This window comes from Methylobacterium sp. Gmos3 (genome assembly GCF_056430985.1).
Map to the genome: position 1 here is coordinate 38,427 of NZ_JBWJYL010000002.1, position 19,220 is coordinate 57,646.

The 19,220-nt window shown below is 69.0% G+C and carries 16 protein-coding genes; 6 read left to right on the forward strand and 10 right to left on the reverse strand.

All coding sequences use genetic code 11. From position 1 onward, the window contains the following. Positions 1–8: 8 nt before the first annotated feature. Entirely contained in the window at positions 9–473 is a 465-nt protein-coding gene (locus ACS5Q7_RS03615) for a hypothetical protein (RefSeq protein WP_478338063.1), read from the reverse strand. A 127-nt stretch (positions 474–600) separates the two neighbouring features. On the opposite strand from ACS5Q7_RS03615, the gene ACS5Q7_RS03620 reads away from it, so the two are divergent. Beyond that, entirely contained in the window at positions 601–1,278 is a 678-nt protein-coding gene (locus tag ACS5Q7_RS03620; protein ID WP_478338064.1) for an HAD-IA family hydrolase, read from the forward strand. A gap of 6 nt (positions 1,279–1,284) precedes the next feature. Here ACS5Q7_RS03620 and ACS5Q7_RS03625 read toward each other — a convergent pair whose 3' ends face one another. Next, complete coding sequence (locus ACS5Q7_RS03625; protein WP_478338065.1) at positions 1,285–2,439, reverse strand: pyridoxal phosphate-dependent aminotransferase; 1,155 nt, start codon at positions 2,437–2,439, stop codon at positions 1,285–1,287. A 123-nt stretch (positions 2,440–2,562) separates the two neighbouring features. Here ACS5Q7_RS03625 and ACS5Q7_RS03630 point away from each other — a divergent pair, with 123 nt between their 5' ends. From ACS5Q7_RS03630 to aat, 4 genes are all read left to right on the forward strand, one after another. Further along, positions 2,563–3,339, forward strand: a complete 777-nt coding sequence (locus ACS5Q7_RS03630) for a DsbA family protein (RefSeq protein ID WP_478338066.1) — start codon at positions 2,563–2,565, stop codon at positions 3,337–3,339. 161 nt (positions 3,340–3,500) lie between these two features. Continuing rightward, positions 3,501–3,968, forward strand: coding sequence for an acetyl-CoA carboxylase biotin carboxyl carrier protein (gene accB / locus ACS5Q7_RS03635; RefSeq protein ID WP_478338067.1), 468 nt, complete (start codon positions 3,501–3,503; stop codon positions 3,966–3,968). 20 nt (positions 3,969–3,988) lie between these two features. After that, the gene (gene accC / locus ACS5Q7_RS03640; protein WP_478338068.1) at positions 3,989–5,341 is read left to right on the forward strand and encodes an acetyl-CoA carboxylase biotin carboxylase subunit; all 1,353 of its coding nucleotides are present in this window, start codon (positions 3,989–3,991) and stop codon (positions 5,339–5,341) included. Between the two features lie 57 nt (positions 5,342–5,398). Continuing rightward, positions 5,399–6,076: a leucyl/phenylalanyl-tRNA--protein transferase gene (gene aat / locus ACS5Q7_RS03645; protein WP_478338069.1), complete on the forward strand. Its 678-nt coding sequence runs from the start codon at positions 5,399–5,401 to the stop codon at positions 6,074–6,076. A 111-nt stretch (positions 6,077–6,187) separates the two neighbouring features. On the opposite strand, the gene ACS5Q7_RS03650 is transcribed toward aat, so the two are convergent. Then, positions 6,188–6,835 carry a DUF2155 domain-containing protein gene (locus ACS5Q7_RS03650; RefSeq protein WP_478338070.1) on the reverse strand — a complete coding sequence of 216 codons (648 nt, stop codon included), beginning with the start codon at positions 6,833–6,835 and terminating at the stop codon, positions 6,188–6,190. An 86-nt stretch (positions 6,836–6,921) separates the two neighbouring features. Beyond that, complete coding sequence (locus ACS5Q7_RS03655) at positions 6,922–7,335, reverse strand: NADH:ubiquinone oxidoreductase subunit NDUFA12 (protein WP_478338071.1); 414 nt, start codon at positions 7,333–7,335, stop codon at positions 6,922–6,924. A gap of 482 nt (positions 7,336–7,817) precedes the next feature. Between ACS5Q7_RS03655 and ACS5Q7_RS03660 the strand changes: the two genes are divergently transcribed. Then, positions 7,818–11,522, forward strand: coding sequence for a vitamin B12-dependent ribonucleotide reductase (locus ACS5Q7_RS03660; protein ID WP_478338072.1), 3,705 nt, complete (start codon positions 7,818–7,820; stop codon positions 11,520–11,522). A 124-nt stretch (positions 11,523–11,646) separates the two neighbouring features. On the opposite strand, the gene ACS5Q7_RS03665 is transcribed toward ACS5Q7_RS03660, so the two are convergent. Genes ACS5Q7_RS03665 through ACS5Q7_RS03690 form a run of 6 tightly spaced genes read right to left on the reverse strand, consistent with a single transcriptional unit; the run spans position 11,647 to position 19,162 of the window. Beyond that, positions 11,647–13,329, reverse strand: a complete 1,683-nt coding sequence (locus ACS5Q7_RS03665; protein ID WP_478338073.1) for an alpha/beta fold hydrolase — start codon at positions 13,327–13,329, stop codon at positions 11,647–11,649. 37 nt (positions 13,330–13,366) lie between these two features. Further along, positions 13,367–15,802: a glycosyl hydrolase 2 galactose-binding domain-containing protein gene (locus ACS5Q7_RS03670; protein ID WP_478338074.1), complete on the reverse strand. Its 2,436-nt coding sequence runs from the start codon at positions 15,800–15,802 to the stop codon at positions 13,367–13,369. Positions 15,803–15,805: 3 nt separating this feature from the next. Then, a complete protein-coding gene (locus tag ACS5Q7_RS03675; protein ID WP_478338075.1) occupies positions 15,806–16,774 on the reverse strand; it encodes a DUF1839 family protein in 969 nt (322 codons plus the stop codon). Positions 16,775–16,779: 5 nt separating this feature from the next. Further along, positions 16,780–17,748, reverse strand: coding sequence for an amino acid--[acyl-carrier-protein] ligase (locus ACS5Q7_RS03680; RefSeq protein ID WP_478338076.1), 969 nt, complete (start codon positions 17,746–17,748; stop codon positions 16,780–16,782). Beyond that, positions 17,748–18,911 carry an acyl-CoA dehydrogenase family protein gene (locus ACS5Q7_RS03685; protein ID WP_478338077.1) on the reverse strand — a complete coding sequence of 388 codons (1,164 nt, stop codon included), beginning with the start codon at positions 18,909–18,911 and terminating at the stop codon, positions 17,748–17,750. The genes ACS5Q7_RS03680 and ACS5Q7_RS03685 overlap by 1 nt, the downstream gene beginning before the upstream one ends. Then, on the reverse strand, positions 18,908–19,162 hold the full coding sequence (locus tag ACS5Q7_RS03690; protein ID WP_478338078.1) for an acyl carrier protein: 255 nt from the start codon (positions 19,160–19,162) through the stop codon (positions 18,908–18,910). Before ACS5Q7_RS03690 ends, ACS5Q7_RS03685 begins: the two co-directional genes overlap by 4 nt. Between the last annotated feature and the right edge of the window lie 58 nt (positions 19,163–19,220).

Here is a 19,220-nt window from a genome sequence, read left to right on the forward strand (position 1 = left end):
CGTGACCGTCACGGACGGCCGCCCTGTGGAGGGGTGGCGCTGGTCCCCGGCCTTCCGGCGGAGATGGACGGGACGGGCGAACCGTCCTGCGCCTCGGCGCCGGGGCGGGATTGCTGGGTGCAGACCACCTGCTCCTTCTTCACCAGCACGAAGCAGATGCTCATCTCGCCGGTGCGGTAGTTGACCCGGAACACGCCCGCCTCGCGGGCATGGCGGCTGGCCACGAGGCCGTACTCGGAGGGCGGCTGCGCTCCCGCGCCTTCGCCGGCGCCGAAGCACACCGTCTGGCCGATGCCGCCACCCGATTCCTGGAGGCCGTACTGGCAGGAGGTGACTTCGCCGGTCACCTTGTCGACCCGGTACATGCGGTTCAGATCGGTCTGGGGTGCGGGCACGAATTCGTAGGACGACGCCAGGGCCGGCAGGGCGTGCAGCGAGGCGCAGACGAGGAGCGTCGGCAGGAGAGGGCGCATGATACATCCGCAGGAGGGAGACCTCCGCTCTCGCTGAGGTTTCGGGCAAGTCTTAGGCACGCCGCCCCTTGCCGGTGGGTCGGGGGGCGGATAGCCAGACGCGATTCCCTGGATAACGGATTTTGCCATGGCCGCCCCGCCCATCGCCGTGTTCGATCTGGACGGTACCCTCGCCGAAACCGCCGGCGATCTGATCGGCACGCTGAACGTGCTCCTTGCCCGCGAGGGGCTCGCGGAGCTGCCGCTCTCGCAGGCGCGGGAATTGATCGGCGCGGGCGCGAAGGCTCTCATCAAGCGTGGCTTCGAGGCCGAGGGGCGCGAGATCGGCCCGGCCGAGCATGAGCGGCTGTTCGATGACTTCATCGCCCATTACGGCGAGCACTTGGCCGATTCCTCGCACCTGTTCGAGGGCGTCGTGCCGGCGCTGGACCGGCTGGAGGAATCGGGCTTCCGTCTCGCCGTCTGCACCAACAAGTACGAGGGCCAGTCGGTGAAGCTCCTCGGCCTGCTGGGCATCGCGGATCGCTTCGCCGCCATCTGCGGTCGGGACACGTTTCCGCAATCGAAGCCCGATCCGCGCCATCTCACCGGCACGATCGCGCGTGCCGGCGGCGATCCCGCCCGCGCGGTGATGGTGGGTGATTCCCGCACCGACATCGACACGGCGAAGGCCGCCGGCATCCCGGTCGTGGCCGTCACCTTCGGCTACACGGACACGCACGTCTCCGCGCTCGGACCCGACCGTGTGATCGAGCACTTCTCGGAGTTGCACGAGGCCGTCACCTCGCTGGTGCGCGCAGCCTGACCGGGCTCAGGCCAGCCACGTCCTGAGCCGGGCCACCGTCTCGCGGCAATCCTTCTCCGATCCGGCGAAGGAGAACCGCACATGGTGGCCCCCGGCGGCGGGGTCGAAGTCGAGGCCGGGCGTCGAGGCGATGCCGGCCTCGTTGAGCATCCGGCGGCAGAAGCCGGCGGCGTCGTTCGTCAGGTTCGACACGTCCGCGTAGATGTAGAACGCCCCATCCGCCGGATGGACCTTGCCGAGGCCCAGACCGGGGAAGGCATCGAGCAGGATCGCGCGGTTGCGGGCATAGCCCTCGCGCACGGCCTCCAATTCCTCGGTCGCGTCGAAGGCGGCGAGCGCCCCGACCTGCGAGAGGTAGGGTGCCGAGATGTAGAGGTTCTGCGCCAGCCGCTCGACGGCGCGCAGCAGGCTTTCCGGCACGACCATCCAGCCGATGCGCCAGCCGGTCATGCAATGATACTTCGAGAAGGAATTGATGATCACCGCATCCGGCTCGAACTGGAGCGCGGTGGCGGCCGGAGCGCCGTAGGTGAGGCCGTGGTAGATCTCATCCGAGATCAGCGGCAGGCCGAGGCTGCGGGCGCGGGCGCAGAGGTCGCCCAGCGCCTCGGGCGCGATCACCGTGCCGGACGGGTTCGCCGGGCTCATCACCAACACGCCGTTCAGGGTGTTCGCCGCGTGGGTGGCCTGTAGCAGGCCGGCGGTGGGGGCGAAGCGGTCCTCGTCGCGCAGCACCATCGGCACTGGCTCGACGCCCAGCGACGCGAGGATGTTGCGGTAGGCCGGGTAGCCCGGCTGCGGCACGCCGACCCGGTCGCCCGCATCGAACAGCGCCATGAAGGCCAGAAGGAAGCCCGCCGAGGAGCCCGTCGTCACCACGACCTGCTCGGGTGCCACCGCGACACCGTAGCGCGACCTGTAGTCCCGCGCGATGCGCTCGCGCAGAGCCGGCAGGCCCAGCGCCTCCGTATAGGGCACGCGCCCGAGGGTGAGCGCCTGCCGCGCGGCCTCGATCACCGGACGCGGCGCGCCGGCCGAGGGCTGCCCGACTTCCATATGGACCACATCGAGGCCCGAACGCTCCCGCGCGGCGGCGGCGCTCATCACGTCCATGACCATGAACGGTGCGACGGCCGAGGCCCGGCGGGATGGATGCGGCATGGGACCAATCAGGTTCGCGCGCCCGTCGGGCGCAGACCGGCTATTTGACCGCGCGCCGTGAAAACGCCAAACCCTCGGGCAATAGGCTCGCGCCTGTCAGACGCCCGCGTCCCGCGAGGATCCATGCCCTTCTCCCGCTCTCTTCCTGCTCTCGCGCTCGCGCTGAGCCTCGGCGCTTCCGCCACCGCCCTGGCGCAGGAAGCCGCCGCGCCCTTCACCGACGCGCAGCGCTCGGCCATCGAGGGGATCATCAAGGACTACCTGATCAAGAACCCCGAGGTTCTGCAGGATGCCCTCGCCGAGGCCGAGAAGCGGCAGGTCGAGACGCAGCGCCTCGCCCAGGCCGCCGCGCTCAAGGAATCCCGCGAGATGCTCGTGAACGGCAAGCACGACGTGATCGGCGGCAACCCGACGGGCGACGTCACCCTGGTGGAATTCTTCGATTACAATTGCGGCTATTGCCGGAAGGCCCTTGGCGATGTCCAGGCGCTCATCAAGTCGGACCCGAAGCTTCGGGTCGTCATCAAGGACTTTCCCGTCCTCGGCCCGGAATCGCTCGAAGCGAGTCAGGTCGCCGTGGCCGTCGCGCAGCAGTTGAAGGGCGACAAGCTCTTCGACTTTCACCAGAAGCTCCTCGAAACGAAAGGCCGGGTGAACGGCGCCAAGGCCCTCGAGGTAGCCAAGTCGATGGGCCTCGACACCGCCAAGTTGCAGAAGGACATGGCCTCCCCCGAGGTGAAGGCGGCTCTGTCCGAGAATCGCGGCCTGGGTGATCGCCTCGGCCTGTCCGGCACGCCGGCCTTCATCGTCGGCGACGAGGTGATCCCCGGCGCGGTCGGCGTGGAGCCGATGCGCAAGACCATCTCCGACGTCCGCCAGTGCGGCCACGCCTCCTGCTGAGGCAATCGACGCAACAACCTTTCATCGCGTCTTGTCGCGGGGCGGCATCGTCGTCTAAGACCACGGGCGCCCGCGGCGAACCGCGGTGCCTTCCGGCGCCCGGTCGAGCCTGAGCCCCGCCCGCCGGAACATCGGACCCGATGCCAGACGAAGAAGGCCGGATGCCCAAGCACGACTCCATCGATCCCGAGCTCGTCCGCGAGCTCGCCCACCTCGTCACGGAGACGGGTCTCTCCGAGATCGAGGTCGAGAAGGGCGACCTGCGCATCCGCGTGGTCCGGCGGATCGAGCCCGTGTCCGTTCAGGTCGCGGCGCCCGCACCCATCGCGGCGGCGGCGCCCGCGCCGATGCATATGCCCGCGGCCCTGGCCCCGGCCGAGCCCGCGCGCACGGAGCCCGGCACGGTGCCCTCCCCCATGGTCGGCACCGCCTACCTGCGTCCGTCGCCCGAGGCGAAGGCCTTCATCGATGTCGGCTCAAGGGTCGACGTCGGTGACAAGCTGCTGCTGATCGAGGCGATGAAGACCTTCAACGAGATCGTCGCGACCCGAGCCGGCACCGTGACGGCGATCTTCGTCGAGGACGGCCAGCCGGTCGAGTTCGGCGAGGCGCTCCTCGTCATCGCCTGACGCCCCGGGAAGCAGCCGCCATGTTCGACAAGATCCTGATCGCCAACCGGGGCGAGATCGCGCTGCGTATCCTGCGGGCGGCGAAGGAACTCGGCATCGCCACCGTGGCGGTCCATTCCACCGCCGACGCGGATGCGATGCATGTGCGCCTCGCCGACGAGAGCGTGTGCATCGGCCCGCCCGCCGCGCGCGACAGCTACCTCAACATCCCCTCGATCATCGCGGCCTGCGAGATCACGGGGGCGGATGCGGTCCATCCCGGCTACGGCTTCCTCTCGGAGAATGCCCGCTTCGCCGAGGTGCTGGCCCACCACGAGATCGGCTTCATCGGCCCCAAGGCGGAACACATCCGCATCATGGGCGACAAGATCGAGGCGAAGCGCACGGCGCTGAAGCTCGGCATTCCCTGCGTTCCCGGCTCCGAGGGCGGGGTCGAGACCGGCGACGAGGCCAAGCGCGTGGCGGCCGAGATCGGCTATCCGGTGCTGGTCAAGGCCGCCTCCGGCGGCGGTGGTCGCGGCATGAAGGTCGCCCGCACCGAGGCCGATCTGGATCAGGCCATCGGCATGGCCCGCTCCGAGGCGAAAGCCGCCTTCGGCGACGATTCTGTCTATCTCGAAAAGTATCTCGAGAAGCCGCGCCACATCGAGGTCCAGGTGCTCGGCGACGGCAACGGCGGCGCCGTTCACCTCGCCGAGCGCGATTGCTCGCTCCAGCGCCGCCACCAGAAGGTCTGGGAGGAAGGCGGCTCGCCGGCCCTGAACGAGGCGATGCGCGCCGAGATCGGCGGCATCTGCGCCAACGCCATGCAGAAGCTCGGCTATCTCGGCGCCGGCACCGTGGAGTTCCTGTACGAGGACGGCCGCTTCTACTTCATCGAGATGAACACCCGGATCCAGGTGGAGCATCCGGTGACGGAGATGATCACCGGCATCGATCTCGTGAACGAGCAGATCCGGGTCGCGGCGGGCGCGCCCCTGTCGGTGTCGCAGGGCGACATCAAGGTCGAGGGGCACGCCATCGAGTGCCGCATCAACGCCGAGGACCCTGAGACCTTCCGGCCGTCACCGGGGCTGATCACCTATTATCACCCGCCGGGCGGCCTCGGAGTTCGCGTCGATTCGGCCGCCTTCCAGGGCTACCGCATCCCGCCGAACTACGATTCGCTCATCGGCAAGCTGATCGTCCATGGCCGCACCCGGAACGAGTGCCTGATGCGCCTCCGCCGGGCGCTGGACGAGTTCGTCATCGACGGCGTCGACACCACGCTGCCCCTGTTCCGGGCCCTGGTCCGCAATCAGGACGTGCAGAACGGGATGTACGACATCCATTGGCTGGAAACGGCCCTGGCCAGCGGCGCTCTCAAGACCTGACGCCGCGCGGCGCCCGGGCCTCTGGCCTTTCGCGCGGCGGCGGGCGACATTTCCGCCATGCATGACGGCGCCCGTATCGACATCACGCCCGAAATCCTGCTGAAAGCCTACGCCGCCGGGATCTTCCCGATGGCGGAGGATGCGGACGATCCGACGCTCTACTGGGTCGAGCCGCGCGCCCGGGGCATCCTGCCCCTCGATGGGTTCCGCATCCCGCGCCGCCTCGCCCGCACCGTCCGCTCGGACGTGTTCGAGGTCCGCTCCGACACCGATTTCGGCGGCGTGATCGAAGGCTGCGCCGGGCCGCGCCGGGACAGCGAGCGCACCTGGATCAACGGGCGTATCCGCGACCTCTACGGCGCCCTGTTCGACGAGGGCTACGTCCACACGATCGAGGTCTATGCCCGCGACACGCAGCGCCTCGTCGGCGGGCTCTACGGCGTCTCCCTCGGCGCGGCCTTCTTCGGGGAGAGCATGTTCCACCTCGCCCGCGATGCCTCGAAGGTGGCCCTGGTCCACCTGATGGCGCGGCTGAGGACGGGCGGCTACCGGCTGGCCGACACGCAATTCGTGACCGACCATCTCGCCCAGTTCGGCGCTGAGGAGATTCCCCGCCACGCCTACAAGCGCAGGCTCGCCACAGCGCTGGACGGCGAGGCGGATTGGGACATCTGGCCGGGGGACGGCAGCGTCAGCGGAGAGCAGGCGCTGCTGGCACTCGAAAGCCCGGAATGATCCGCCTCCCGCCGTCATTGCGAGCGTAGCGAAGCAATCCAGGGAAGCGCCAAGCCAGGAAGGCGGCCCTTCGCCCCTGGGTTGCTTCGCTACGCTCGCAAAGACGAGAGATCAGCGAAAGATCGCGTCGAAGATCGATTGCGGCTGAGGCGGCGGCGGAGCCGGCGCCGGGCCTTCGTTCGACGGGAAGAACTTTCGCGAGGGCTTCTGCTTCGGCTGGACCGGAACGCCGCGCGGCGCCTCCACGTCCACCTGCCCGGCCGAGTTGACCTGCTGGGCGGTCTTCGTCGCGTCCTTGCGCTTGCCCGACTTCTCGGGCTTCGCCGCCACGGCCGTCACGTCCTCCTGCTCCTTCGCCTCGGCGATCACGTCGCTGCCGCCCTTACAATCGACGAGCCACACGTCGTAGATCGGATGCTCGATGGCGTGCAGGCCGGGGCTCGACGCGAACATCCAGCCGGTAAAGATGCGGCGGTACTTGTTGTCGAGGGTCACTTCGTCCACCTCGAGGAAGGCCGTGGTCTTGGCCGGCTCGGTGGGCGGGCGCGAATAGCAGACGCGCGGGGTGAGCTGCAGGGCGCCGAACTGGACCGTCTCGTCCACGGCGACTTCGAACGACACGATGCGGCCGGTGATCTTGTCGAGGCCGGAAAACACCGCCGTCGGGTTCTTGATCTTGTCGGCGAATGCCGGCACGGCCGCGAGACACGCGGCACCGAAGCAGAGCGCCCGGACGGCGCGGGAGAGGGTGCGGCTCAAGGCGTCTGCCTTTCGGCGGTCTGGGCTAAGCGAATTGCGCCCGGTTCAACACCGCAACGGTGGCGGCAAAAGGGCGCTGCCCGGCCCTATTCCGGCGACCAGGGCGCGTAATCGCCCGTCGCGGCGGGACGCGAGCCCCAGGAGAGTTGCGAACCCTGCGGCCGGTACGCGTTGGCCGTGCCGGTCTGGTTCTCGACATGCGGCTTCTGCCAGGGCTTGGGCGTGTACTGCTCCTCGCTCGGCGCCACGTCGACGTTGTGGCAGAGCCAGCCGCGCCAGCCGGGCGGCACCTTCGAGGCATCCGCATAGCCGTTGTAGACCACCCAGCGCCGTTCGCTGCCGACCGAGCGGTCGATCAGCACGCCCTGCGCCTTGTAGTACTTGTTCCCCAGTTCGTCCTCGCCGACGAAGATGCCCGAGCGCGCGGTATCGACGGCGACCGAGACGGTCTGCCCGTTCCACCACGTGAAGATGCGCAGCAGGGTGTCTTTCAGTGCCATCACCGGATCCGGTCTGGACCGCGCCCGGAGGCGCGTCGGACGCGGTTATGGGCAGGCGGCGCCCGTGAGTCCAGTGCCGCGTGGCGATGAGCGGACCTGTCGCACGGATGCCACGGTGGCCGGCTGCGAATTCCGCGACGGCCTGCGGTGCCATGTGGACGTAAAATAATCCCGGCGGAAATCCTCGACGCCGAAAGGGCACTTAGGCCAAGCTCGGTGGATATCCACAGGGTTTTTCCTCACACCACAAGATGTAGCGGGAAACCTTCCGCCCGCACACCACTTGTTGACGTGAAAGGCGGGTCGGCGTTAATCTCTTGGACATGGTGGTGCCCTCTCGGTCACGGCGTTTAGTGGGCCGCCCCCGTCTCTAGAATCAACGTCGCGGGACCGAACCGTGCCCAGTGCGGGCCGGGTCGGAACCGCTGCCCCCGCCGCAGGCGGGACCGGGGCCATGCGCCCCGTCGGGAGAGGTGTGACTTATGCGGTTCGAGCGTCGATTCACTACGGCTGGGCAATCGCCATACGCGGCCATCGCGTTCCGCAAGACGCTGAGTGAGATCCGCAATCCGGACGGATCGGTCGTGTTCCGTCTCGACGGCATCGACGTGCCCGAGAGCTGGAGCCAGGTCGCGAGCGATGTCCTTGCTCAGAAATACTTCCGCAAGGCCGGTGTTCCCGCCCGCCTGAAGAAGATCGAGGAGAACGACGTTCCCTCCTTCCTGTGGCGCTCGGTGCCCGACGAGGCCGCGCTGGCCGACCTGCCCGAGGATGAGCGCTTCGGCTCCGAGATCTCCGCGACGCAGGTGTTCGACCGTCTGGCCGGATGCTGGACCTATTGGGGCTGGAAGGGCGGCTACTTCTCGTCCGAGGAAGACGCCTCGGCCTTCATGGACGAGCTGCGCGCGATGCTCGCCCGGCAGATGGTGGCGCCGAACTCGCCGCAATGGTTCAACACCGGCCTGCACTGGGCCTACGGCATCGATGGGCCGGGCCAGGGCCACTTCTACTGCGATTACCGCACGGGTGAGCTGACCCGCTCGGGTAGTGCCTACGAGCACCCGCAGCCGCATGCCTGCTTCATCCAATCGGTACAGGACGACCTCGTGAACGAGGGCGGCATCATGGACCTGTGGGTCCGCGAAGCGCGCCTGTTCAAGTACGGCTCGGGCACCGGCTCGAACTTCTCCATGCTCCGCTCGGAGAACGAGAAGCTCGGCGGCGGCGGTAAGTCCTCCGGCCTGATGTCCTTCCTGAAGATCGGCGACCGTGCGGCGGGCGCCATCAAGTCGGGCGGCACCACCCGCCGCGCCGCCAAGATGGTGATCGTCGACATCGACCACCCGGATATCGAGGCCTTCATCGACTGGAAGGTGAAGGAAGAGCAGAAGGTCGCCGCGCTGGTGACGGGCTCGAAGGTCGTCTCCAAGCACCTCACCGCCGTCATGAAGGCCTGCACCCAGTGCGAGGCCGAGGGCGATGCCTGCTTCGATGCCGAGCGGAACCCCGCGCTGAAGCGCGAGATCAAGGCCGCCCGCAAGGCGATGGTGCCTGATTCCTACATCAAGCGCGTCGTGCAGTTCGCCAAGCAGGGCTTCACCAAGATCGAGTTCCCCGTCTACGACACCGATTGGGACTCGGAGGCCTACCTCACGGTCGCCGGCCAGAACTCGAACAACTCGGTCTCGCTCACCGACGGCTTCCTCCGCGCCGTCGATGAGGACAAGGATTGGAACCTCACCGCCCGCGTCACCGGCAAGGTCACGAAGACCCTGAAGGCGCGCGACCTGTGGGAGAAGATCGGCGAGGCGGCCTGGGCCTCGGCGGATCCGGGCCTGCACTTCAACACGACGATGAACGACTGGCACACCTGCCCGGCGGGCGGGCGGATCCGGGCCTCGAACCCGTGCTCCGAGTACATGTTCCTCGACGACACAGCCTGCAACCTCGCCTCCACGAACCTGCTGACCCTCTACGACCGCGAGTCGAAGCGCTTCGACGTAGAAGGCTACGAGCACGTCAACCGCCTCTGGACGGTGGCGCTCGAAATCTCGGTGCTGATGGCGCAGTTCCCGTCCCGCGAGATCGCGCAGCTGTCCTACCGCTACCGGACGCTCGGCCTTGGCTACGCCAATATCGGCGGCCTGCTGATGACGATGGGCCTGTCCTACGATTCGCATGAGGGCCGGGCCCTGGCCGGCGCCCTCACCGCGATCATGACCGGTGTCGCCTATGCGACCTCGGCGGAGATGGCGGCCGAACTCGGCGCCTTCCCGGCCTACGACGAGAACGCCGACGCGATGCTGCGGGTGATCCGCAACCACCGCCGGGCGGCTCACGGCGAGGCGGACGGCTACGAGTTCCTAAACATCGCGCCGGTCCCGCTGGACCATGCCAACATCCCGCAGGGCGATCTGGGCCAGCACGCCCGCGCCGCCTGGGACCGGGCGCTCGCGCTCGGCGAGGAGCATGGGTTCCGCAATGCCCAGGCGACGGTGATCGCGCCCACCGGCACGATCGGCCTCGTGATGGATTGCGACACCACCGGCATCGAGCCCGACTTCGCCCTGGTGAAGTTCAAGAAGCTCGCGGGCGGCGGCTACTTCAAGATCATCAACAACGCCGTGCCGGATGCCCTGCGCGCGCTCGGCTACCGGGAGAGCGAGATCGCCGAGATGGAGGCCTACGCGGTCGGCCACGGCTCGATGGGTCAGGCGCCCGGCATCAACCCCACGACGCTGCGCGCCAAGGGCTTCACGGACGAGGCGATCGCGTCGGTGGAGAAGGGCCTGAAGTCGGCCTTCGACATCAAGTTCGTGTTCAACCGCTGGACGCTCGGCGACGACTTCCTGACCCAGACCCTCAAGGTCCCGGCCGAGAAGCTCGCCGACCCGACCTTCGAGCTGCTGCCGTTCCTGGGCTTCTCCAAGAAGGACATCGAGGCCGCCAACACCCATGTCTGCGGGGCGATGACGCTGGAAGGCGCGCCGTTCCTGAAGACGGAGCATTACGCGGTCTTCGATTGCGCCAACCCCTGCGGGCGGATCGGCAAGCGGTATCTCTCGGTGGAGAGCCACATCCGCATGATGGCGGCGGCCCAGCCGTTCATCTCGGGGGCGATCTCCAAGACGATCAACATGCCGAACGACGCCACGGTCGAGGATTGCAAGGCGGCCTACCTGCTATCCTGGCGCCTCGCCCTCAAGGCGAACGCCCTTTACCGCGACGGCTCTAAGCTGTCGCAGCCCCTCAACTCGGCGCTCATCGCGGACGAGGACGAGGATGCCGACGAGGCGATCGAGGCCCTGGTCCAGGCCCCGGCGGCAGCCAAGGCGACTGCGGCGGCCGAGCGGATCGTGGAGCGGGTGATCGAGCGGGTCGAGCGCATCCGCTCGCGGGAGAAGCTGCCCGGCCGGCGGAAGGGCTACACCCAGAAGGCGGTGGTGGGCGGCCACAAGGTCTACCTGCGCACCGGCGAATACGACGACGGACGCCTGGGCGAGATCTTCATCGACATGCACAAGGAAGGCGCCGCCTTCCGCAGCTTGATGAACAACTTCGCCATCGCGATCTCGCTGGGCCTGCAGTACGGCGTGCCGCTGGAGGAGTTCGTGGAGGCCTTCACCTTCACGCGCTTCGAGCCGTCGGGCTTCGTGCAGGGCAACGACGCGATCAAGAACGCGACCTCGCTCTTGGACTACGTGTTCCGCGAGCTGGCGATCTCGTATCTCGGCCGCACGGACCTCGCCCACGTCAACCCCAACGAGATCGGCAACACGGTGCTCGGCGGCGGTGAGGCGGGCGACACCACCCGCGAGGGCCCGAAGTCGACCTCGGCAGCCTCCATCGTGTCGCGCGGCCTGCTGCGCGGCTCGGCCGACCGGCTGACCGTGATCCAGGGCGGCCCGGCGGGGGCGACCCTTGCCGTCTCCCCGGCGGCCTCCGGCGGCACGGTCCACGCCATGCGCGGCGCCACGGCCTTGAAAGCCGAGCCAGTCGAAACGGCGCAGATCGCCGAGACCCTGCCCTTCACCGCGCCGACGCGCACGGTGGAGGATCGCCGGGCCGAGGCGAAGATGAAGGGTTATGTCGGCGAGGCCTGCCCGGAATGCGCGAACTTCACCCTCGTGCGCAACGGGACCTGCCTGAAGTGCGACACCTGCGGCGGCACCACCGGCTGCTCGTAAGCCCCTCGGCAAGGCACTAAAACGAACCCCGCCCGGCTGCTGAGCCGGGCGGGGTTTTTCGTATCGTAGGTTTTGGCGAACGCGGTCCCGGCCGGCGGCGAACCTCAATGCGTTGGTAGGAAGATCAGCGGCGCGCGGCGGCGAGCGTGTCGGTGATGATCCGGTGCATCCGCTCCTGAGCGCCTTCGGTGCTCAGGTTGTGGTCGGTATCCGGCAGCATGATGATCGGTTGTCCGAGGCGCTTGGCGACGGCCTTCGGTGAGCGGCCGAGATGAAGGGCGACCTCACCGAGACCCGCTTCCCCTTCGCTGAACACGAGGACGAGGGAGGCGTTGCGTTTGCGCAGAGCGGCGACCCGGCCCGCGACGCTCGTCGCGGAGGGAAAGGGCTGCATCAGCTTCCCCGCGATCTGGCGCAGACGGCCCAGTGCCACCGCGGCGAGGCGACCGGCGATGGCAGCGACCTTAACCTCGCCGCGCAGGACGCGGCGCCATGCGTCCTTCTGCTTGAGCAGCGAGGCATAGGCCGCCGGACTGCGGAAGCCCGGGGTCAGGGCCGCCGTGAGGTCGGTCGCCGGGTCCCAATCGAAGCAGTAGAGGTTCGAGAGTACGCCCGCCCGGACGCGCGAATCCGTGCAGAGAAGGTGGAAGCCGAGATAGGCGCCGCTGCAATTGCCGGTGACGAGGACACCATTGCCGTCGTCCAGGCGGTCGATGCCGGCGCGGGCCTCGTCGAGCGCGTCGAGATTGTAGAGCGGCGGCGCACCGTCCGTCCGGTCCGCCGCATCCCCGACGCCGCGCAGGTCCATGCGTAGCGAGCGGACACCCTCGGCGGCGAGGAGCCGGGCGAGGTCCGTGGTTTGGCGCCCGTAACCGGAGCGCGGGTTCACCCCGGAATTGAGGAACAGCACGGCCGGGCTATCCGGGGCGGGCGTCGCCGGAGCGCAGACGATGCCGACATTGTCGCCGAACCGAGTCACGCTCTCACGCCAGCCGGGGCCGGCGATCGGCGCTGGCGGCGGCGCGAGGCGCGGCGCGTTGAGCGCGGCGGGAGCGTTCTGCGCGATGAAGCGGGCAACGGTGGCGAAGACCTCCGTGGGAGTCTCGGAGATCAGGGCGTTCGACAGGAACGGCGCGAGGCCGGGGAAAGGCCCGGCGGTGACGATGCCCCCCCCCGCACGCAGGCGCACAGCGAGACCGGCCGGGTCGGGACCGAGAAGGAGCACGTCCGGCACCGGAGCGGGCGGAAGCTTGGCGAGGTCGATCGTCGCAAGGCTCGCGAGCAGGCTGGAGGGCAGGCGGAAACCGCCGAAGACCGGCGATGCCGGATCCTGCGGGAAGGGGCGGCCATCCGGCAGCTGGTCGATGGTCTTGGTGCGGATCGTCATCTCGCGCAGGTAGGCGCGGCCGGAGGCGAAGGGCGCGAGCAGCACCAGCCGGTCGATGCCGCCCTCTTCGGCGGCGAGGGTCGCGAGGGTCGCCCCGAGGCGCAGTCCGACGAGGACGATCTCCTCGGCGCCTCCCTGCTCACGCAGGAAGCGCACCGCGTTGCGGATCGAGGCCACCAGGGTCTCGGTGTCGACTGAAGCCGGGTCGGCGGAATCGCCCTCGCCGGGATAGTCGAAGCGCAAGGTCGGATGACCGGCGGTGGTGAGGTCGGCCGCGAGACGACGCCAGCCGCGCCCCGCCGAAATCTGCTCGTAGCCGAGCGTGCCGCAGAGCACGACGCCACGCCGCGAGACGCCCGCGCCGTACCAGCCGAGCAGGCCGTCGAAAGTGACGGGCATGGCGGGGATCGGTGTCGACATGGCAAAATCCGTGTCGGGTCGGGCGAGCGTCATCGCGTCAGATCCTCACCACGTCGTCGTCGTTGAGGGCGCGCACGCAGCCCTGCGGGCGGCCGGCGAGGCCGAGGAGCGCGACCCTGCGGGGCAGGCCGGGCATGACGTGAAACCCGTTCTCGGCGGGCCGCCCCTGCCCTGCCAGGTCGATCTGCACGGAGAGCGCCGGGCGCGCGGTCGAGAGATTCAAGATCCAGCCTTCCGGCCCCTCGGCGAGTTCGGCTGCAAGGCCCGTCGGCGCGGGCGCGATCTCCCGGCCGGCGGGGAAGTGGACGGCATCCGCGATCCATTCCCCCCGGTCATCGAGCAGCACGGCGTGGGCGAGGCGATGCTGTGCCGGGCCGAAGCGATAGGCGCAGGTCGCGTCGAAGAACCGGCCGAGCATCTCGGCGGAGGTGAGGGTGAGGTCGCCGCGCGGAGCCAGGGTGACGGCGCGCTCGGCCTTCACCACCGCCTTTCCGGCGGCATCGAGGAAGGCGAGGCGCAGGATGGCCTCAACCGGATCGGACGTCTCGTTGAGGGCGTGGACGTGCAGCCCGTTGAGGCCTTCGTCGGAAATCGTTACCTGGACCGGGCGGAAGGCACGCTTCAGGGCGTACCACGCCGATTTCGGCAACCCGTCCTTTGCGATCACACCCCAGCCGGCGCCGGGGGCGAGATCGCGCCAGGAGAGGACGAGCCCGCCCATCGTGCGCGAGCGGGCGCGGCGCCATTCGCCGAAGGTGGCCTCCATGCACTCGGCCACCGCCGCGCGGCCAAGGGCGAGGTAGCGTTCGGGATCATCGCGGCGCAGCCGCGCCGGGTCGGCGCCGTAGAGGGTGGCGACGTAATGGTCGCGCACCGTCTCGAAATCCCAGTCCGCGCCCCGGTCGCGGGGCACACCTGCGGGCCAGCGCGGATCGTTCGGATCGGTGAGGCCGGCACGGCGCAGGCTTTCGGGCTCCGGCACGTTGGCGAAGGCGAGGCATTCGCTGGCAAAACCCACCTCAGCCCGGCGGGCATCCTCGAACGGCCGCAGGTAGGCTCCGACGCCGAAGTAATGCGCGACGCCAGCATCCACCGAGAACGGCAGATCGCCGCCGGAGGGCGAATTCGGCACGACGATCAGGTCCGGCCGCTTGTCGGCCACGAGGGCGGGCAGCGTCGTGGCGGGGAAGCCGCCCGACCATGTTTCGCGCGGAAGCCCGAGCATCGAAGCCTGCTGCCACACCTCGCTGCCGCCGCAGAGAACGCAGAGCGAGGGAGAGGTCTGGGTGCGGTCGAGAAACGCCGCGATCTCGGCGCCGAGGCTATCGCGGAAGGTGGGATCGTCGTGCGGGTAGTCGAAGTTCGCGAGCATCAGGTCCTGCCAAACCAGGATGCCGTACTCGTCGCAGAGGTCGTGGAACGCATCCGCCTCGTAGAGGGTGATGCCGGGCACGCGCAGCATGTTCACCCCGGCCTCGCGGGCGAGGTCGAGGAGCGGGCGTAAGGTGTCCCGGTCGCCGGAGAGGCCCACGAGATCGGCAGGCGTCCACAGGGCGCCCCGGCAGAAGATCGGCACGCCGTTGATGGCGAGGCTCAAGCCCTCCTCGAAGGGGCGCGTCACGGTGATCGCGCGGAAGCCGACCCGGCCGAGGTCGAAGCGGTGTCCGCCGATCTCGGCTTCCACCGCGTGCAGGTGCGGCTCGCCATGGGTGTGCGGCCACCAGGGGGCGATGTCCGGGAGGATGAGTTCTCCGGAGAAGCGGCCGGGTGCTTCTTCGCGGAGCGCGACTTCGCGACCATCGCAGCGGAGCAGGGCTTTCCCCTCGCCGCCGGGGAGGTGAAGGCGGACCACGAGGCGGCCGGTGGTGCCGTCGAGGCTGGCGCGCAGGTCGGCCTCAGGCGGGGCAACCGGCTCGCGGAGCACCGGCCGGAACGGGCCGACATGGTCGATCACCGGAGACCAGCCGGGCATGAAGCCGAGCAGGGTCGTTCGGGCGTTGCGCAGCGAGCCCGGCGTGGCGAGGCGGGGCCGCCAGCGCCCGCGCTTCTGTGGCTTCGCCAGCGATGCGGCGAGCGAGCGGAAGCAGAGCGTGAGTTCGCTGCTCTCGGTCAGATCCGCCACGACGGTGAAGGGGCGGAACATCGAATCGGTTGCGAGGAGGAGCGCCCCGTCGAGCCAGATCTCGGCGTTGGTCGCCAAGCCCTCGAAGCGCAGGCGTTCCCGGCCCGATCCGGGAAGAGGTGCGCGGTACCAGATGTCCTTGTCGTGGAGCGGGGCCGGCTCATCCTCGCGCCAGAGGCCGGCGTCGCGGAGCGCCTGGGCGGCGGTGCCCGGCACGGACGCGGAGATCCAGCCGTCGCGCATGGCGATGTCGCCCGGCCCGGCGCAGGCGCCGGCTTCGGTGGCGAGCATCCGCCAGGGACCATCGACGGCACGCGGCGGCGCTCCGTCGATGGCGCGGATCCGGGCCATGGCTCAGACCAGGGCGTTGCGAAGGGAGGAGAAGACCGCGTCGTAGGTCTCGGCGGCCTTGTCGAGGCGCTGCGGCAGGCCGGCGGCGCTGCGCTTGGCGAAGGCGCGGGCCAGTTGAAACTGGAACGCCTTGGCCTCGCTGCCGAGCCGGGTCGCGGCCTCGGCGGCGGCGGCGAAGTCGCCCGCGCCGGAGGCCGTCAGCCACGCGAGGTGGCTGCCGAGCATCTCGAAATTGGCGCCGAGCTGGCGCGTCGTGTTGAACGCGTATTTGTGGAACACCGAGAGCGGGCGCACCACCAATCCGTCGCCGGTCTCTGCCAGGGCGCCCGCGAAAGCCTTCACCGGGTTGCGCCGGGGTGCTCGCCGAAGGTTGTCCCGCAGAAGGCCGAGGGCGATGTGGGGCAGGCCCTCCGCCGGCACCGGATCGGCCACTCGCCGCACGAACTCGGCATAGGGGGGCAACGTCGTCTCGGCGAAGATGCCGTCGTAATCCTCGCCCGAGAGCGTGAAGCGGCCGGCATTGTGCAGGTAGTCGAGCCGGCGGCCCGCCTTGTCGATGGCGAGGATGCCGATCGTGGTCTTCGAATGTTCGCGGCCGTAGGTCGTGCCCGCCGTGTCGGGGAGGAAGATCGCGTCCACCTCCACCAGCACGACGTTGCCGCGCGCGGCCTGGATCAGGGCGTGGCCTTCGAGCCCGTCATAGACCGCGAGCTCATCGAGGCGCAGGCCGTACAGCGCCTCGATCTCGGCCATGGACGGCTTGAAGAAGGTGAACTGGTCGCCTTCGAAATCCTGCCTCACCGTGAAGCCGAGCATCGCCTCCGGCGCGAGCCCGCGATGATGCAGAAGCTCGATCCAGAGGTCGACGTAGCAGTTGGTCTCGGGCCAGGCCCGATCCTGCCCATGGAGCGGATGCGCCGCATAGGCGGGCGCCTCCGTCCCGTCTTCACGGATGGCGAGGCTGGCGGACACGTCGCTCAGCCCCAGAGCGTCGCGCGGACGTCCGCCGGCCAGCGGGCGAGGTCGAGCCCGTGGTGGCGCAGCAGCGCGAGGGTGATCCGCTCCAGCCCGAAACCGACGCAGGCCGTGTGCGCGACGCTGCCATCGGCCTGGGTGAGGCCCCAGGTCGTGCCGAAATGGTCCTGATGGTAGTTGAAGCTGAGGCAGGCGGTCGGCTTCTCGACGCTGTTGACCGGCACGTTCAGCTCGAACTTCAGGTTCTGGTTACGCTGGTTGTTGGCGAGCATCTTGCCGGCGCGGCCGAAGAACGGATCGTTGGCGAGGTCCACCGCCAGCGGCAGGCCGAGGCCGGCCATCATCTTGGTGCCCCGGTCGAGCCATTGCTCGCGGAAGGCCAGAACCTCGTCCGGGCTGCCCATGCGCACGTATTCGCGCATCCGGAACAGCTGCATCCGGGTCGGCTCCAGCGAGGGCTCGTGCCGGAAGCAGTAGGATTGCAGATCGAACAGCAGGCCGCCTTCCGGCAGCGGGCCACGGGCGGCGGCCGTCGGGTAGAGCGGGTAGCAGGCGGCCGGCGTCAGCACGATGTCGGTCGCGGCCTGCTTGTCGGTCCAGTCCTTGCCGGCCTCGACGCAGGCCAGCAGGCGGGCATGGTCCGCCTCGTTGCCGCAGAAGCTGTGAACGGTGCCCGCGAGATGCGGAAAGCCCTTCAGGTAGCCGCTGCGCTCGAAGGTCGCCCGGCTCATGCCCGGCGGGAAGCGCATCACCTCGGCGCCGTCCTCCGCGCCGAGGCGGGAGACGAGACGGTCCAGTGCCTCGACGACGGATTCGAACGCGCCGCTGCGGCCGTAGAGGCCATCGATACCGGTGCGGACGAGAAGGCCGGCATCGAACAGCCGGTCGAGGAAGGTCGGGGATTCCACGGTGGTGGAATCCTGCGGCACCTCGGTGGAGGTGTCGGCGTCGAGGGCGGGCAGGCTGTCCATCAGGCGCTCAGGAGCTGGCCGCCGCCCTTCTGCACGAGCAGGAGGTTGGCGGTGTTGGAAAGGATGCGGTCGTTGGCGATCATCAGCGGCGCCGACATCACGTCGCGCAGCGGGCGGCCGAGGCTGAACGGCGTGTCGTTGCGGTAGCCGGAGATCCCGACGATCCCGAGGGATCGCTGCACGATGTCGACCGCCATGCTGGAGGCGGTCGTCTTGACGTTGTTGAGGCTCACGGCGAACCCGATGGAGCTGAGCTCGTCCGGTTCGTGCTGGGCGCCCTCGTATTTGCGCAGGCCGGAGAGGACGGTGGCCTTCATCGATTGCAGGGCGCTGGCGGCCTCGGCGAGGCGCATGGCGCTCGGCGGCACGGTGCCGGGGCGGCGGCGGGCCTCGCCCTGGACGAAGCTGCGCGCCCGGTCCACGGCGTAGCTCGCGATGCCGAACCACACCGCGCTCCACAGGAGGTGCGAGGAGGCAAGCATCGATTGCGCCGCGATCTCGGCGAAGGGCTTGGGCAGGACCTGGACGATCGGCACGCCCTTGGCTTCCAGGCGGAAGCCCTCGCTGCAGGTGCCGCGCATCCCGAGCGTGTCCCAGGTCGAGGTCCGGTTCAGGCTCATCTGGTCGCGCATCAGGGCGACGAGGACCTGATCGGAGGTCGGAGCCTCCGGGTTGCGCCGGGCGGTGACGAGGATCACGTCAGCCTGCGCGCCGTAAGAGATGACGCTGGCATCCTTGCCGAGGTTGAACAGGTCGCCCTCGGCCTCGACGGCGCACAGGCTGTTGCGCAGGTCGCCGCCGATGCCGGCCTCGGTGGTCGAGGAGGCGATGAGCAGTTGCTCGTTGGCCACCTTGGCCATCAGGCCGCAATGCCAATCGCTGGTGAGCCCGTGGGTGACGAGGCTCGCGAGCTTGATGTGGTGCATGGCGAACACCATCGCGGAGGCGCTGCACGCCTGCCCGAGGGTGCAGCACACCTCGGCGATCTGCGCGAGGCCGGCGCCTTCGCCGCCATACTGGCTCGGCACCTGAAGCCCGAGCAGGCGCTCGGCCTTCAGGGCGGCCACGGCCTCGGCGGGGAAACGGCCCTCGCGGTCGACCGCATCGGCGTGCAGCGCGGCGACCTCTGCGACGCGCTTCGCCCGGCGAGTGAGGTCGCTCACGCGGCGGCCCCCATGGAGAGCTTGGAGACCGTCTCGCGGATGATGCGGATGGTCGAGAAGGAACGGCGGTTCAGGAGCGTATCGGGGAACTCGACCTCGAAGCGTTCCTCCAGGGCCAGCATCAGCTGAACGGAGCCGAAGGAATCGAGACCTTTCTCGAACAGGTCTTCGTCTTCGCCCAAACTGTCTACGATCCCGGACATGGCTTCGTTCTGCCGAAGGATGTCCCGAATGACTTCATCGGAGACCATTGCGCTGTCCTCTATTGGAGGTTGTACACATACGCCGCGCCGGTGGCTTGTCAAAGAT